Annotated in this window: 10 protein-coding genes; 6 read left to right on the top strand and 4 right to left on the bottom strand. The window is 48.2% G+C overall.

Going from position 1 to position 15,373, the window contains the following annotated elements; all coding sequences use genetic code 11:
* Nucleotides 1-75 precede the first annotated feature (75 nt).
* The 5 genes from B5P39_RS01570 to napB are packed head-to-tail and all read left to right on the top strand — an operon-like array spanning nt 76 to nt 5,022.
* Complete coding sequence (locus B5P39_RS01570; protein WP_011718223.1) at nt 76-345, top strand: chaperone NapD; 270 nt, start codon at nt 76-78, stop codon at nt 343-345.
* The gene (gene napA, locus B5P39_RS01565) at nt 342-2,822 is read left to right on the top strand and encodes a nitrate reductase catalytic subunit NapA (RefSeq protein ID WP_088210213.1); all 2,481 of its coding nucleotides are present in this window, start codon (nt 342-344) and stop codon (nt 2,820-2,822) included. The genes B5P39_RS01570 and napA overlap by 4 nt, the downstream gene beginning before the upstream one ends.
* 51 nt (nt 2,823-2,873) lie before the next feature.
* Nucleotides 2,874-3,608, top strand: a complete 735-nt coding sequence (gene napG, locus B5P39_RS01560) for a ferredoxin-type protein NapG (protein WP_088210212.1) — start codon at nt 2,874-2,876, stop codon at nt 3,606-3,608.
* The gene (gene napH, locus B5P39_RS01555; RefSeq protein ID WP_088210211.1) at nt 3,605-4,594 is read left to right on the top strand and encodes a quinol dehydrogenase ferredoxin subunit NapH; all 990 of its coding nucleotides are present in this window, start codon (nt 3,605-3,607) and stop codon (nt 4,592-4,594) included. The genes napG and napH overlap by 4 nt, the downstream gene beginning before the upstream one ends.
* Entirely contained in the window at nt 4,591-5,022 is a 432-nt protein-coding gene (gene napB, locus B5P39_RS01550) for a nitrate reductase cytochrome c-type subunit NapB (protein WP_086902827.1), read from the top strand. The genes napH and napB overlap by 4 nt, the downstream gene beginning before the upstream one ends.
* 252 nt (nt 5,023-5,274) lie before the next feature.
* On the opposite strand, the gene B5P39_RS01545 is transcribed toward napB, so the two are convergent.
* On the bottom strand, nt 5,275-5,427 hold the full coding sequence (locus B5P39_RS01545; protein WP_011627178.1) for a hypothetical protein: 153 nt from the start codon (nt 5,425-5,427) through the stop codon (nt 5,275-5,277).
* 94 nt (nt 5,428-5,521) lie between these two features.
* Here B5P39_RS01545 and B5P39_RS01540 point away from each other — a divergent pair, with 94 nt between their 5' ends.
* Complete coding sequence (locus tag B5P39_RS01540) at nt 5,522-6,409, top strand: LysR family transcriptional regulator (RefSeq protein ID WP_088210210.1); 888 nt, start codon at nt 5,522-5,524, stop codon at nt 6,407-6,409.
* A 136-nt stretch (nt 6,410-6,545) separates the two neighbouring features.
* Here B5P39_RS01540 and fusA read toward each other — a convergent pair whose 3' ends face one another.
* From fusA to B5P39_RS01525, 3 genes are all read right to left on the bottom strand, one after another.
* Nucleotides 6,546-8,639, bottom strand: a complete 2,094-nt coding sequence (fusA, locus tag B5P39_RS01535) for an elongation factor G (RefSeq protein ID WP_088210209.1) — start codon at nt 8,637-8,639, stop codon at nt 6,546-6,548.
* Nucleotides 8,640-9,088: 449 nt separating this feature from the next.
* Nucleotides 9,089-10,540 (bottom strand): diguanylate cyclase, encoded by a 1,452-nt coding sequence (locus B5P39_RS01530; RefSeq protein WP_088210208.1) that lies wholly within the window; start codon nt 10,538-10,540, stop codon nt 9,089-9,091.
* 190 nt (nt 10,541-10,730) lie between these two features.
* Nucleotides 10,731-15,284, bottom strand: a complete 4,554-nt coding sequence (locus tag B5P39_RS01525) for an ATP-binding protein (protein ID WP_088210207.1) — start codon at nt 15,282-15,284, stop codon at nt 10,731-10,733.
* Nucleotides 15,285-15,373 lie beyond the last annotated feature (89 nt).

The following is a 15,373-nucleotide window of genomic DNA, read 5'->3' as shown; positions in this document are numbered from 1 at the left end:
TCACAGTTATCCACATTGAGTTGTCGCGATGTTTATCGAAAACAACTGAATGAATCTCAAGATAAAGGTACCGCTATGAGTCAGGAATACCATGTCACCAGTCTTGTGGTACATGCCGCCCCTTATGCCTTACAACAGGTTGAGGCCGATATTGCCGCATTAAAGGGCTGCGATATCCACGCTATTTCCCCCGAGGGCAAGTTCGTTATAACCCTCGAAGGCAATAGCCAAAAAGCCATTCTCGACAATGTTGAAGCCATCAATGCCCTGTCCGGCGTGTTATCCGCCAGTTTGATTTACCACCAAGTAGAACCCTTAGAACAAGAGAGTGAGGAAACACTATGAGCATTAGCCGCCGCGAGTTTCTCAAGGCTAACGCAGCGGTTGCCGCTGCCACGGCCGTTGGCGTCACGCTTCCCGTGAAAATGGTCGAAGCCGCCGAGTCAGATAGCATCAAGTGGGATAAAGCCCCCTGCCGTTTTTGCGGTGTGGGTTGTAGCGTACTAGTCGGAACTAAAGCCGGTAAAGTCGTCGCCACTAAGGGCGATCCCGAAAGCCCAGTTAACCGTGGTTTGAACTGTATTAAGGGGTACTTCCTGTCGAAAATCATGTACGGCAAGGACAGATTAACCACGCCGCTGCTGCGGATGAAAGACGGTAAATACCACAAAGAAGGCGAGTTTACCCCTGTAAGCTGGGATGTCGCCTTCGATACTATGGCCGCTAAGTGGAAACACAGCATCGCCACTAAGGGCCCTACCTCAGTCGGTATGTTCGGCTCGGGCCAATGGACCATTTGGGAAGGTTATGCCGCCTCTAAATTACATAAGGCCGGATTCTTAACCAACAATATCGACCCTAACGCCCGTCACTGTATGGCATCGGCCGTGGGTGGCTTTATGCGTACCTTCGGTATCGACGAGCCAATGGGCTGTTACGATGACTTAGAAGCCGCCGACCAATTTGTGCTCTGGGGCGCCAACATGGCCGAGATGCACCCGATCCTGTGGGCGCGCTTATCCGACCGCCGCTTAAGCCACAAAGACTGCCGCGTACATGTGCTATCCACCTTCGAGAACCGCAGCTTCGACTTAGCGGACAACCCTATGGTGTTCCGTCCACAGTCAGACTTAGTGATCCTCAACTTTATCGCTAACTACATCATCCAACACAAAGCCGTGAATACCGACTTTGTGACTAAACATACTAAGTTTGCCCTCGGAGTGGATGATATCGGTTATGGTCTGCGCCCAGATCATCCGTTAGAGAAGAAAGCCAAAAACCCAGGCAATGGTAAATCCAGTCCTATCAGCTTCGAAGAATACGCTAAGTTCGTCAGCACTTATACGCTGGAATATGCGGCGAAAATGAGTGGTGTAGAGCCTGAAAAATTAGAAACCTTAGCTAAGGCCTATGCCGATCCTAAGGTCAAAGTCATGAGTCTGTGGACCATGGGCATCAACCAACACGTTCGTGGCGTGTGGGCAAACAACATGCTCTACAACATCCACTTACTCACAGGTAAAATCGCCACCCCAGGCAACAGCCCATTCTCATTAACGGGTCAACCTTCGGCCTGTGGTACTGCCCGTGAAGTCGGCACCTTCGCCCACCGCTTACCTGCGGATATGGAAGTGGCCAACGATAAACACCGCGCCATCACAGAAAAACTGTGGCAGGTACCAGAAGGCACGATTCCGCCAAAACCAGGCTTCCATGCCGTGCTGCAAAGCCGCATGCTCAAAGACGGTAAGCTCAACTGCTATTGGACCATGTGTACCAACAATATGCAGGCGGGTCCGAACATCAACGATGAAATTTACCCCGGTTTCCGTAACCCAGAAAACTTTATCGTGGTATCCGATCCATACCCAACCGTTACCGCCATGGCCGCCGACTTAATTCTGCCCACCGCCATGTGGGTTGAGAAAGAAGGTGCCTACGGTAACGCCGAGCGCCGCACCCATATGTGGCATCAACAGGTCAAAGCGCCTGAAGGGGCTAAGTCGGATCTGTGGCAATTAGTCGAATTCTCAAAACGCTTTAAAGTGTCTGAAGTATGGCCTGCTGAGCTTATTGCCAAACAACCAGAATATGCTGACAAAACGCTTTATGAAGTGCTATTCGCCAACGGCGTTATCAACAAGTTCCCAACCACAGATTGTAAGGGCGACTTAAACGATGAAAGCGCGCACTTTGGTTTCTATCTACAGAAAGGCATTTTCGAAGAATACGCCGCCTTCGGTCGCGGCCATGGTCATGACTTAGCCGACTTCGACCGTTACCACGAAACCCGCGGCTTACGCTGGCCTGTGGTTGAGGGCAAAGAAACCCTGCGCCGCTTCGTTGAAGGTAGCGATCCTTATGTGAAGGCGGGAGAAGGCTACAAGTTCTACGGTAAACCCGATGGCAAAGCGGTGATTTTCGCCCTGCCCTACGAACCTGCGGCAGAAGAGCCAAATGAAGAATACGATCTGTGGATGTCTACCGGCCGTGTACTCGAACACTGGCATACAGGTTCGATGACCGCCCGTGTACCTGAGCTGTACCGCGCTTACCCCGATGCACAAATCTTTATGCATCCTGAAGACGCTAAGGCCCGTGGTCTGCAACGTGGTGATGAAGTGCTAGTCGCTTCTCCCCGTGGTGAGGTCAAAACCCGTGTCGAAACCAAAGGCCGTAACAAACCGCCACGCGGCGTGGTGTTTATGCCCTTCTTCGATGCGCGTCAGTTAGTTAACAAGCTGATTCTTGATGCGACCGATCCACTGTCAAAAGAAACTGACTTTAAGAAGTGTCCCGTAAAAGTGATGAAGGCCTAAGCCCTCATTTGATAGCGATAAGCGTATTTGAAAGCGATTAAGGAGTCTAAGGTGAGTCAGCAAGTGAAGAGTCCATTCACAGTCAAGCAAGTAAACCGTCGTCAATTTTTGGCAACGACGGCTAAGGCTGGCTGCGTGATGGGGCTCGTGGGATTAGGCTTGACGGCCACGGCAAAAAGCCAAGGCCAACTAGCCCCCCAAGCTTGCAGACCGCCGGGCGCCCTTGAAGAAAGCGATTTTCTCTCCGCCTGTGTGCGTTGCGGTTTGTGTGTCGAGGCTTGTCCCTACGACACCCTATCGCTGGCACGTTGGTTCGATGGCGCCGCCACTGGCACGCCATTCTTTACCGCAAGACGCATTCCCTGCGAAATGTGTGAGGATATTCCCTGCATCAAAGCCTGCCCTTCGGGCGCGCTTGATCCTCAACTTGAGCAAATTAGCGATGCTAAGATGGGGGTTGCGGTACTGATAGATGAGAAAAATTGCCTCAACTTTAAGGGATTACGTTGTGATGTCTGTTATCGGGTTTGTCCGTTAATTGACAATGCCATCACCTTAGAACGCCAACGCAATCAACATAGCGACCACCACGCCATGTTTTTACCCACAGTCAACAGCGATACCTGCACGGGTTGCGGTAAATGCGAGCATGCCTGCGTGCTCGACACGGCCGCGATCAAGGTGTTACCGACTGCACTCGCACTCGGTAAAGCGGCGGCGCATGACACTTATATCAACACTGAGGAAACCACCTTAGAGATGTTGAATAAGGGGCTGACGTTATGAGTAACAAGTCTATGAATAACCAGACAGTGAACTCAAAAGCTAAGGCTCACATGCAAGGCGAACATGCCGCAGCCATTGCAGAACTCGGATGGTTTGGCGCACACAAATATTTGCTGCTACGCCGCGCGGTGCAATTTGGCTTATTAGGCCTATTTGCACTCGGGCCACTTTTAGGAATTTGGCTATTTAAGGGAAATTTATCGGCCAGTTTACTGCTCGATACCATTCCCTTTGCCGATCCACTGGTGAGCTTACAAATGCTGGCAAGCGGGCATATTCCCGTGCTTAGTCTACTGATAGGCGCCGCCTTGGTCATACTGTTTTATGCCCTCGCCGGTGGCCGGGTGTTTTGCAGTTGGGTGTGTCCAGTCAATCTGGTTACCGATGTCGCAAGCTGGCTCAGACGTAAATTGAACCTTCCTCGCACCAGCGAGTTGCCGAGTAATTTACGTTATTACCTGCTGGCACTCGTGCTGTTATTGCCACTGCTCACGGGCAACTTGATTTGGGAATGGGTTAACCCAGTCCCCTTAGTCTATCGCGCCGTGTTATTTGGAAGTCTCAGTGGTTTATGGATCTTAGCGGCGATATTTCTGCTGGATCTGTTTATCGCCGAGCGCGCTTGGTGTGGTCACCTGTGTCCAACAGGCGCTCTGTTTGGCTTAATCGGCAAATGGAGCCCCATCAAAATCGTCGCCAGCAAAGCCAGTGCCTGTGATAACTGCATGGACTGCTTTGCCGTTTGCCCAGAGCGCCAGGTATTAAAGCCGGCGTTAAAAGGGCAAAACCCAGTGATCACGAGCCCTGACTGCACCCAATGCGGTCGCTGTATCGATGTCTGCGCACAACGCGTATTTCGCTATCAAACACGCTTTACGGCCACTCAGGCCCAACTTAGTCCAGGCGATTCGACCGATTGTCAGTCGCCATCAACCACTTCATCAATTCGTCAACACATTGCCCCCAAGGCGGAGAATGACCAATGAAAAAAATACTCACCTTAGCTGCGATTGTATTAGCCATCGGCGGCTGCTCAGGCCAACAAGCAGACACGCAAGCCACACCCGTAAACATTAAATCCCTCGCCGGCGATAGCGCGGTAACGGATATTCGCCCCGCCGATGCCATGCCCGTCTACCCAAGTCGTGGCAAGGCGTTAGAGCGCAGCTTTACCGACCAACCGCCACTCATTCCCCATAAGGATGATTACAAAATCACTATGGATAAGAATGGCTGTTTAACCTGCCACAGCTGGGATAAAGCCCCACGGATGAAGGCTACGCCAGTGGCTAAATCCCACGTAATCGATGATAAAGGCACGCTCAATGGCCATAACTATTTCTGCACCCAGTGCCACGTGGCACAGGCAGAAAACAAGGCGCCTTTAGTCGAGAACAAGTTCTCAAATCAATAACACAGCACTTCCCTGCCCACAAAAGCCACTGCTAAGCTAGTGGCTTTTTTCGCAGTAATAACCCCTCAGCGCTAAGCTTTGCCTGCTAAGTGTTTAAAACATAGTGTTAAGAGCGCCGCTAAAACTGAAGAGTTAGACGCAGAAAGTGAAATGCAAGGACTAAACAACCGTGCAATAAGATAGGAGAGCAGGGAAAGAAAACTGGCGGTAAGAGGATACAAACAAGAAACGACCTAAAAGTAAAAACCCAGCCTAGGCTGGGTTTACTTGTTGTTTTGCTTTATGCAAATCACCCGCTGGAGCCGTTAATCTGGTTTGCACCGCTTTAGCTGTTTGCACATTCTTTGCTTCAGGCATCGCTGCCTGCCACAAAGCACCTACCCATAAACTCGATGTGGATTTCATTGGTAATTCCCCTTTTCTGTTAACGAGCTCAAAGTAATACTTAGGCCATCATCAGTAAAATGAATTAACGCCATACAATGGATTCCATTTAAGCATGAATATTCCAATCAAGACCTTGCAATGTTTTCTGATCCTCGTCGAAACGGAAAACTTCACTCGAGCCGCGGAAAAATGCTTTATCACCCAACCGACGCTCAGCAAGATCATCCAAAGGCTCGAAGAGAGCTTAGGAGAGACGCTGCTAATACGTAACAATCAAAAGGTCGAGCTGACCCAAGCGGGACAACTGTTTGAGCACAGCGCACGGGAAATTCTCGGGCAATGGCATAGATTGCAGGAGGACATGAGCAACTTAAGTGGGCTAAAGACGGGGCGATTAAGATTAGGCGTCTGCCCTATGATGAGCAGTTTAATTATCGGGCTGCTGACCAGTTACCGGAAACGCTATCCCGGCGTTGAACTACAAATGTATGAATACGGCGGGTTCGGTTGTGAACAAGCGCTGCTGAATAACAGCTTAGACATCGCCTTTACTGCGCTGCCAACCACCCATGAGACCGAGCTGGTTAACCAACCTCTGACCAAATATCCCCTGCTCGCTTGTTTGCCCGATGGGCATCCACTTACCGCTAAATCACACCTCAGCTGGCAGGATTTTGAGCCCTATCCCTTTATTCTCTACAACGAAGATTTTTCCTTGGCTAAGCTAATCAATCGCCTGAGTCGTAAGGCGGGAGTACAACTCAATATCGCGTTTCGAAGCGGCCAATGGGACTTCCTCGCGGCCATGGTCGAAGCCGATATGGGACTGGCGATTTTACCCGAACCTATTTGCCAAAAACTCAGCACCAGCAAACTAGTGTTTAGACCTATGCAACCGGCGATGACCTGGGATTTAGCCCTTATCTGGCGGCAAAATCTGCCTTTAACCCCCGCGGCCAATGCGTTATTGGAATTGAGTAAACAGAAAGCACTGCGCTAAATCTGCCCCTAAGTTTGAACTAGGATTAAGCCTTAGTCTGTCCCACTAACCCTGCATTTATTCTTAAATTTCACCAATAAAAAAACCGCTGCTAGCCTAGGCTTAGCAGCGGTTTCTATTTAGAGGAAGTTAAGAATTACTTCTTAGCTTCAGCAGCTTTACGCTCTTTAACTTGCTCAACAACTTTGTCCGAAACGCTGTTTGGACATGGGCTGTAGTGTGAGAACTCCATAGAGAACTGACCACGACCTGAAGTCATTGTACGTAGAGAACCGATGTAACCGAACATTTCTGATAACGGAACGTCAGCCTTAACGCGAACACCAGTTACACCAGCAACTTGGTCTTTGATCATACCGCGACGACGGTTTAAGTCACCGATTACGTCACCTACGTTGTCTTCTGGGCTGAACACGTCAACTTTCATGATTGGCTCAAGCAGTTGTGGTTTAGCTTTAGCAATAGACTGACGGAATGCCGCTTTAGCAGCGATTTCGAACGCGATTGCTGAAGAGTCAACTGCGTGGTAAGCACCGTCAGTCAGTTCGAACTCAACGTCTAACACTGGGAAGCCAGCGATAGTACCAGTGTTCATCATGCTGGCGAAGCCTTTCTCAACTGCTGGCCAGTATTCCTTAGGAACGTTACCACCAACAACTGAAGACTTGAACACGAAGCCAGAGTTTGGCTCACCTGGGCGGATGATGTATTCGATCTTACCGAATTGACCTGAACCACCAGATTGTTTCTTGTGGGTGTATTGGTCTTCAACCATTTGAGTAATGGTTTCACGGTATGCTACTTGTGGTTCACCCACGATCAGCTCAACACCGTAAGTACGCTTCAGGATGTCCACTTTAATGTCTAAGTGCAGTTCACCCATACCTTTAAGGATGGTTTCACCTGAATCTTCGTCAGTTTCTACGCGGAATGATGGATCTTCAGCGATCATCTTACCGATAGCGATAGCCATCTTCTCGCTGCCGCCTTTATCTTTTGGCGCTACTGCGATAGAGATAACTGGCTCTGGGAACACCATGGCTTCCAGAGTACATGGGTGCTTAACATCACACAGAGTGTGACCAGTTTGTACGTTCTTCATACCCACGATAGCGATAATGTCACCAGCTTCAGCTGATTCAATTTCGATACGATCGTTTGCATACATTTCGCACATACGGCCGATACGCTCAGTCTTACCAGTTGCACTGTTAAGAATGGTGTCACCTTTCTTCAGGCGGCCAGCATAGATACGTACGAAAGTCAGGGCGCCGAAACGGTCGTCCATGATCTTGAACGCTAATGCTTTTAATGACTCGTCAGCAGAAACGATAGCGTATTCGCCAGTTTCGTTACCTTCTTCGTCAGTTAAAGGTTGTGGATCAACTTCGTCTGGAGCTGGCAGGTAGTCAACAACAGCGTCTAGAACCAGTTGCATACCTTTGTTCTTGAACGCAGAACCACAGAATGTTGGGAAGAATGCCATAGTACGAGTACCCTTACGGATACAACGCTTCAGGTCTTCAATAGATGGCTCTTCGCCTTCCATGTAAGCTTCCAGCAGATCGTCATCTTGCTCAACAGCAGATTCGATCAGCATTTCACGGTATTCTTCAACTAGGTCAACCATGTCTGCTGGAACGTCAGTTACAGTGAAGTTTTCTGGAATACCAGAATCGTCCCACACGTAAGCTTTGCGAGTTAACAGGTCAACAACACCTTTGAACTCGTCTTCGATACCGATTGGCAGAACCATAACCAGTGGGTTAGCAGCTAAAACGTCTTTAGTTTGCTTAACAACACGTAAGAAGTCAGCACCCATACGGTCTAACTTGTTTACGAAGATGATACGAGCAACTTCAGATTCGTTAGCATAGCGCCAGTTAGTTTCTGATTGAGGCTCAACACCACCAGAACCACAGAATACAGCGATACCGCCGTCAAGAACCTTCAGAGAACGGTAAACTTCAACTGTGAAGTCAACGTGTCCAGGGGTGTCAATAACGTTGAAACGGTGATCTTTCCAGAAACAGCTAACTGCAGCTGATTGAATAGTAATACCGCGCTCAGCTTCCTGAACCATGAAGTCTGTTGTTGATTCACCGTCGTGAACTTCACCTAACTTATGGATTTTACCGGTTAGCTTAAGAATACGCTCGGTGGTCGTGGTTTTACCCGCGTCAACGTGAGCGAAGATACCAATGTTTCTGTATTTGGATAATTCGGTCATGATTCAACTTTAATGATTAGTTTAAGAAGTAGACGGAGTATGCGACAAACCACCGACACACCGCACATCAGATTATTTTAGGCGCATATTGTAAATTGGAACCCCGCTCTTCGCAAATGGCTCTTGCAATTTTTCACGATAAAGTCGCGGAAAAAATTAAAAAAAAATAAGAAAAATATGTGAAAACAATTAAATAAAAATTTTTAGCTCATTTATCAATCAATTACTAAAAACCTTAAAAATAAGCGTGTTTTTGCTGATATTGATGTTTTTCCATGCTTTAACGGTTCATTAAACGCAAAAATCCAGCCCTCAGACAGTGCGCCTATGGGCAATATTCCCGTTAAAATCGGTTCGATGACGCAGGTTTTCTAGGATAAATAGCCGATTTCTGAATGAAATCCGCTATGTACTGAGGAATACAGTCTATTCATCACGCTCGGCACGCACTAGAGGTGCGTCTCATCCACACAAATTTGGTCCCGTCCCAACGCTTTTGCCTGATATAGCGCCTTATCTGCCCGTTCAAAACATGACTGCATGGGCTCATTGACCGCAAGTTTGGCAATCCCAAAACTACAGGTGAGCCGCACATCACCACTGAAATGATAATCTTTGATGGCGTGAGCTATCCGCTGACACAATGATTTAACGGCATCGAGCGATGTTTGATGGCAAAGGATCACAAACTCTTCCCCGCCCCAGCGCGCCACCACATCGCTTTCGCGCACGCAGTGCTGCAACACCGAGGACAACTCCATCAAAATTTTATCCCCAATCGCATGACCTAAGGTGTCATTGATCTCTTTAAAAAAATCGATATCTAACATCACCAGACAAATAGCGCCATCCATGGAGACAGCGGCGCGATGTTCGTGAACAAACTGGCGGTTAAAATAATGCCGATTGTAGAGTTTAGTGAGTGGGTCATGGGTGGATAAAAATTCAAGCTCGGCATTACTCTGCTCTAATTGCAAACGTAAAACCTCAAGTTGCTGGTTTTTATCGGTTAAACGGCGATTGTAACGGCTGATAACATAAGTGCGAGTCGCAAGTAAAAATATCACCAACAAAGTGCCTGCAATGACCTGATAGATAAGCAGATAGTTAGTTTCATCGATAATGGTGATATTGTTCCACTTCTGATAAATCCGGATCCGCTCCAGTTCATCCACATTATCCAATACCTGATTGATGATCGGCAGCAACGCCTCATGCCCCAAGCTCACTCCGACCCGCAGTTCATCCTCAGGGCCGCCCCAGCCGGCAATTTTAAGATGATTAAAGCCCGTCTGCTGGATATAGGCATTGACCGAAAACATCGAGCCGACAAAGAGGTCAACTTTTTTATCAAGCACGGCCTCAAGCCCCGCAGGCTCGCTCGCCACTTTAATGGTGTGAACATTGGGATAGTAATGCTGAATATACTCGGCGAGACGATAGCCATCGGGCACAGCCAAGGTGCGCGACCCTATATTTTCAAAGCCCTGTAAAAAGGGTTGCTCCTTTAGCGACACTAAAACATTGGGGGAACGAAAATACACATGGCTGAAATGTAAAAACTGCTCTCGAGTCGCCGTCTTATTGAGTAACGGTGTTAAATCGCAGCGCCCCGTTTGCAGAAAATGCAAGGTTTGTGTCCAAGATGCCGTGGGAACCAAGCTGAACTTTAACGACGAGTGGGCTTCGATATAACGAATATAATCCGACGAAATCCCCACGTGCTGGCCATCACGAATCGCTTCGTAGGGCAACCAATCGGGGTCGACGCAATAACGCACCAACTGAGTCGCATGGTTAGCGTCTTCAGCTGCATTGAGGTAAGTTGAGGCCAAACGCTCGGCATTTCCAGATAATGGAGAGCATAAACAGAGGAGTAAAACCCAGTATCTGCAACCCATGGCACCTCTCGATTCGACCCGCTATCAATCAGACAAAGTCAAAAAAGTGTATACGCGATATTAAGATAATACCAATAAGCCCTAGTTCAAGTATGGAAATAGCCTAAGGGTTTGTCTATGCAACATTCATTAGGATAAAAAAATACCCGCCAATTGGCGGGTATTTCGTTTAAGCGGTCTGCTTTACTGATTAATCTTCTACGGGTGATACCACGAAGAGTAAGTCACCTTGAGATACTTGCTGACCATTGCTGTTCAGAATACGCTCGATGCGATACTTCTTATCTTCTGGGTATAGCACAGCGCCTTGACGGTTGAAGCCGGCTAAGTTCACTTGTGAGAACATCTTCATCGCTTCAGTTAACGCAAGCGTCTGATCTGCAGTCACAATATCACCTTCTTTAACGAAATCAGGTTCGCCAGGCGCTGGAGAGGTATAGAAGATACCTGCGCCTTGGGCTAATACTTTCAGCTCGTTACTTTCACCAACACGCAGTGACTCAGTGTCTACACCCACAGTTTCGGCAGCGGCTTCCATTTCAGCGATCAGCGCTGGAATGTCGAGCTCAGCCATAAAGCGTGGCAGGTAGTTAGTGTCGTATACGCCTTCTTTGAAGGTGCCATCGCTTAGGATCAGTTTCAGCAATGGAATGTTAGTCGCGATACCTTTGAGTACTACGCTGTCTAAGTAAGCGTGCAGTTTCGCGATAACGTCTTCACGGTTTTCACCGCGCATAATCACCTGAGCGATTAAGCTGTCGTAGTATGGCGATACTTCTTTACCCGCTGCGGCAATAGAAATGATTTCCACATCTGGATGATCAGGGAATACACACTCAGTGATCTTGCCAGGATTTGGGATCAGTTGGAGTACACCATGGCTGTCCAGTGCGGCTTTTTCTGCAGTCACACGCACTTCCATCGCATAACCGATTTCTTTCGGCTCGAGGTTCTCGATTGAACGGCCCGCAGCGATATCAAACTGCGCGCTCACGATATCGATACCAGAAGTCGCTTCAGTTACAGGATGCTCTACCTGTAGACGAGTGTTCATTTCCATGAAGTACACTTCGTTCGCATCTAAGTTATAGATGAACTCAACTGTACCTGCGCCCATATAATCGGTCGCATCACCTAAAGCACGGGTGTAATCCAGCACTTGTTTCTTCAGTTCTTCTGGCAGCATGGTTGAGCCAGACTCTTCGACCACTTTCTGGTTGTTACGCTGTACAGAACAGTCACGTAAACCCAGAACCTTAGCGTTACCAAACTTGTCACGCAGTAACTGCACTTCGATATGACGCAGTGACGTTACATATTTCTCTAAGTACAAGTCGCCGTTACCAAAGGCCGCAGCCGCTTCGGTAGAGGTCTTTTGGAACAAACCAATCATATCTTCAGGGCGTTTAACGACCTGGATACCTTTACCGCCACCGCCTTGTACCGCTTTGAGCAGTACTGGGTAACCAATTTCATTGGCCACGTTCACCGCTTGCTCAGCGTTCGTCAGAATACCGTGCGAACCTGGTACTACTGGCACGTTTTGGCTTTGTGACGTCTTAATCGCGTTCGACTTGTTACCCATAGTCGTCATTGAATGTACGCTAGGACCAACGAAGTTAACCCCATTGTTCACACACAATGCCGCAAATTGTGGGCTTTCAGACAGGAAGCCGATACCTGGGTGCAGTGCATCAACTTGCTCGTATTCGGCCACTTTGAGCACTGAGTAAGCGTTCAGGTAACTTTCGTCAGAGGTGTTACCACCTAAGCAGACTAACTTGTCTGAGTCTTTCAGCATATCCGCAGGTACGGCGGTCATGTCAGGATCTGACGCCACTAATACCACGTTGATATCGTTATCGTGAGCCTTACGGATCAACTTAACAGCGGTACAACCACGGGCATGAACCAATACTTTGTTAATTGGTTTCATTAACTTACGTGGATCGTTTTGAACAATCACTTCTTCTTCAACAGGCGCTTCAACAACCAGTGTTGATAGGGCGTTGATGATCACGTCATTGATCTTCGCCGTTGGCATTGGCATCAGAGGATCGATGCTCGCCAATTGGTTATCTAAGGTTTCGCTGAATGGGTTGTGGACTAGGCCCGCCATTGCACCTGGTACTTTCGACAAGTAGTTAGACAGTGTCGAAGTCGAAGGCAAGTAAGCTGGAACCACCATTTGACCCGCGAATGGCATGTTAGTACCAGACAGGTAATAGGTTTGCACTAATGGGTGAGTTACGAAACTCGCCTGCGCACCACCGGTACAGTCACCAAAACCAAACATCAGTACTGGCAATTCGTTATCACGGATGAAACGAGTGATCCGGTCATTCACAACAGCCATTGAGAACAGTGCTGCAGCACCTTCTTTAGTTTGCATACCGCCTGAGCTGATAAAGCAAACAACAGGTAGCTTACGCTTAGCACACTCGATCAGCAGCGCAGAGAATTTCTCAGCACTCGCCATATCGAAGGCACCCGCTTGGAATGCGGTGTTAGACACAGCCACACCCACACGGACTTTTTGACCTTTTTCTTTAAAGTCAGCAATACCAGTGATCAGACCGCAAGGACGAATGCCTTTGTCTAACGCATCTTCGATTGAGAGACGGAAACCAGGGAAGTTAAGCAAGTTGGCCGACATCTTGTCGCCATTGATCTCTTCAAAATGAGTGAAGAATTGCTTAATCACATTTTCCCACGTCATCTTGCCGGTACGTTTTTCGTCACGTAATACTTTTTGGATCAGTAAGTCCTGATAACCCATAGTCAAGCGGTTCCAGAAGTCCTTACGACGACCGATACGCACAGGGTTAATCGCGCCAGTGTACTTGCTGTTATCGCTTTCACTGTCGAAGTATTCAGGCAGTAAACGCTCGAAGAAGTAAGTAAGAATAACGAATAGACTGTCGTTAAGTTGTGGGAAGCCCACACTCTTCCACTGCTCTACACGCACCAAGAGATCGGCACGGTTAGATTGGCCCATAAAGTACTTAAGCCACTTGTAGAATTTCGCCTTATCGTTAGCGGTATCCTGAGTCGACAGCGCATGGTCAATTGACTTGTGCAGCAGGTTGTTCACCGAATTGCGCGACAAGCTCTTCGCCATCATGGCTTCTTTCGCGATAGACGCTAAGCTGCCCACAACATTGTCGTACAGTGAGTTAAAGATCAGGATGTTATGACATTGCCAAATGAAGTCTTCACGCAGTTCATCGTTCACAACCACATCGAGCACAGTCAGTTGATTCAGTTCAGGCCACTTGGCTTGAGTCACTGACTTTGGCAGATTTTCAAGGTGCTGGATTAAGCCCTTGAAGTTGTTTGCCGCGTTGCTCTTCCAGCGGTGATATAGAGACCAACCGATGTTAAATAACAGCGCCTTACGTGCTTTTTTGTAGTTCTCTTTTGGCTCACCCAAAATCAAACGCGTCAGCATGTTACGCTCGGTAGACACTTCATCACGCTTAGCAATAAAGTTCGCCCACAGTTTGTTTAGATCTTCATCGTAAACCAGCTTATCAGGGCTTGATAACCAAGCTTGGAATACACGGTCTTGCTCTTGCTGGATACGAGCTAACAAGTCACCTTCAGGCACACTAACACGTGACAAACGTCCGTATTGCTCCTGAGATATTGAATGAATGCGGCTACGCAGCGTTAAATAACGCAGGTAACGGTAGGCACTACCAAACAGGTTGTGATGGTTGGTCGGGCTAGTTGCCACAGCCAGCTCTGCGTTTAATTCTAACGCCATCAGGTTTTTAGATGGGTTAAGGAAACGCGCTAAACTGCGGTCATAGTGCTCACGTAAATCTTTAGATTCACGCACAAAGTTGATGGCTGCACGTTCAACAGCTTCGATACTGCTGATGATAGCGCGGCGTAAATTGTGCTGACGCTCGTCACGGTCACCTGGAGAGAAATCGATGATGCCATCGATACAACCCGCAGTGTAAAGCTCTTCTGGAGACACGCCCACAGACTTAGCACATTCCTGCCATGACAGGTTGTACTTACGCGCAATACTCTGCAGACCTTGTGGCTGAATCGTGTTGAAAATACCATCGCGCAGCGATAACAGGATGTTGGCCGCCGCTAATGGAATCGCGCCGCCCGAGTAACCCGCACCGATAACGATACCGACGGTTGGCACGTCAACGTTGGCACTCTCTGCGATCGCCTTAGAAATAGAATGGGCTTGGTTTTGGCTGTTGGCCACTTCGCCCGCATCGGCCCCTGGGGTGTCGATGAGGTAAACGATAGGCATAGACAATTCGGCGAAATGACGAATCGCTTTACAGGCTGCATAGTGATGCTCTGGCATCCACGCGCCGTTAGCCGTAGTACGCTCTTGGGCAATAAAACCGATACGACGAGTGCGTGAACCGAAATTCAGCTCGACCTCAGCGCTGTAGAAAGAACCCAAGTGAGTTTCGGTAATCAAGCGACCTTTTAGGTCAGCAATGATACGTTTTGCACCAGGACGACCTTTATCTTGAGTCGGCTGGATCACTTTTGCGACGTAACCATCGACATCTAACGATGCCAAGTCTTTTAAATTTGCCTGAATGGCGTCATCGTTTAAAAGACCTTTAATTTCATCTGATAAGCTCTGTTTACTGTGTTTAGGAAACAGAGAAAAATCTTTTGCCAAATGCTCGGCTTGTAAAAAAAGCGGATCGGGCGTTTGGGCTTGAGTCATGTGTGTGGGCTGATTATTGCTGGTCATCAAAAGATCCTCTGCTTTAGCCTCTGAAAATTTTTAGCCAATAAATATAACTTTGTTATCCCGCCAAATGCCATTAAACTGCATAAGAC

It is taken from the genome of Shewanella sp. Shew256, assembly GCF_002196695.1.
Lineage (GTDB): Bacteria > Pseudomonadota > Gammaproteobacteria > Enterobacterales > Shewanellaceae > Shewanella > Shewanella mangrovisoli.
The sequence above is the reverse complement of the archived record's forward strand: the minus strand, read 5'-3'. Positions and strand labels throughout refer to the sequence as shown.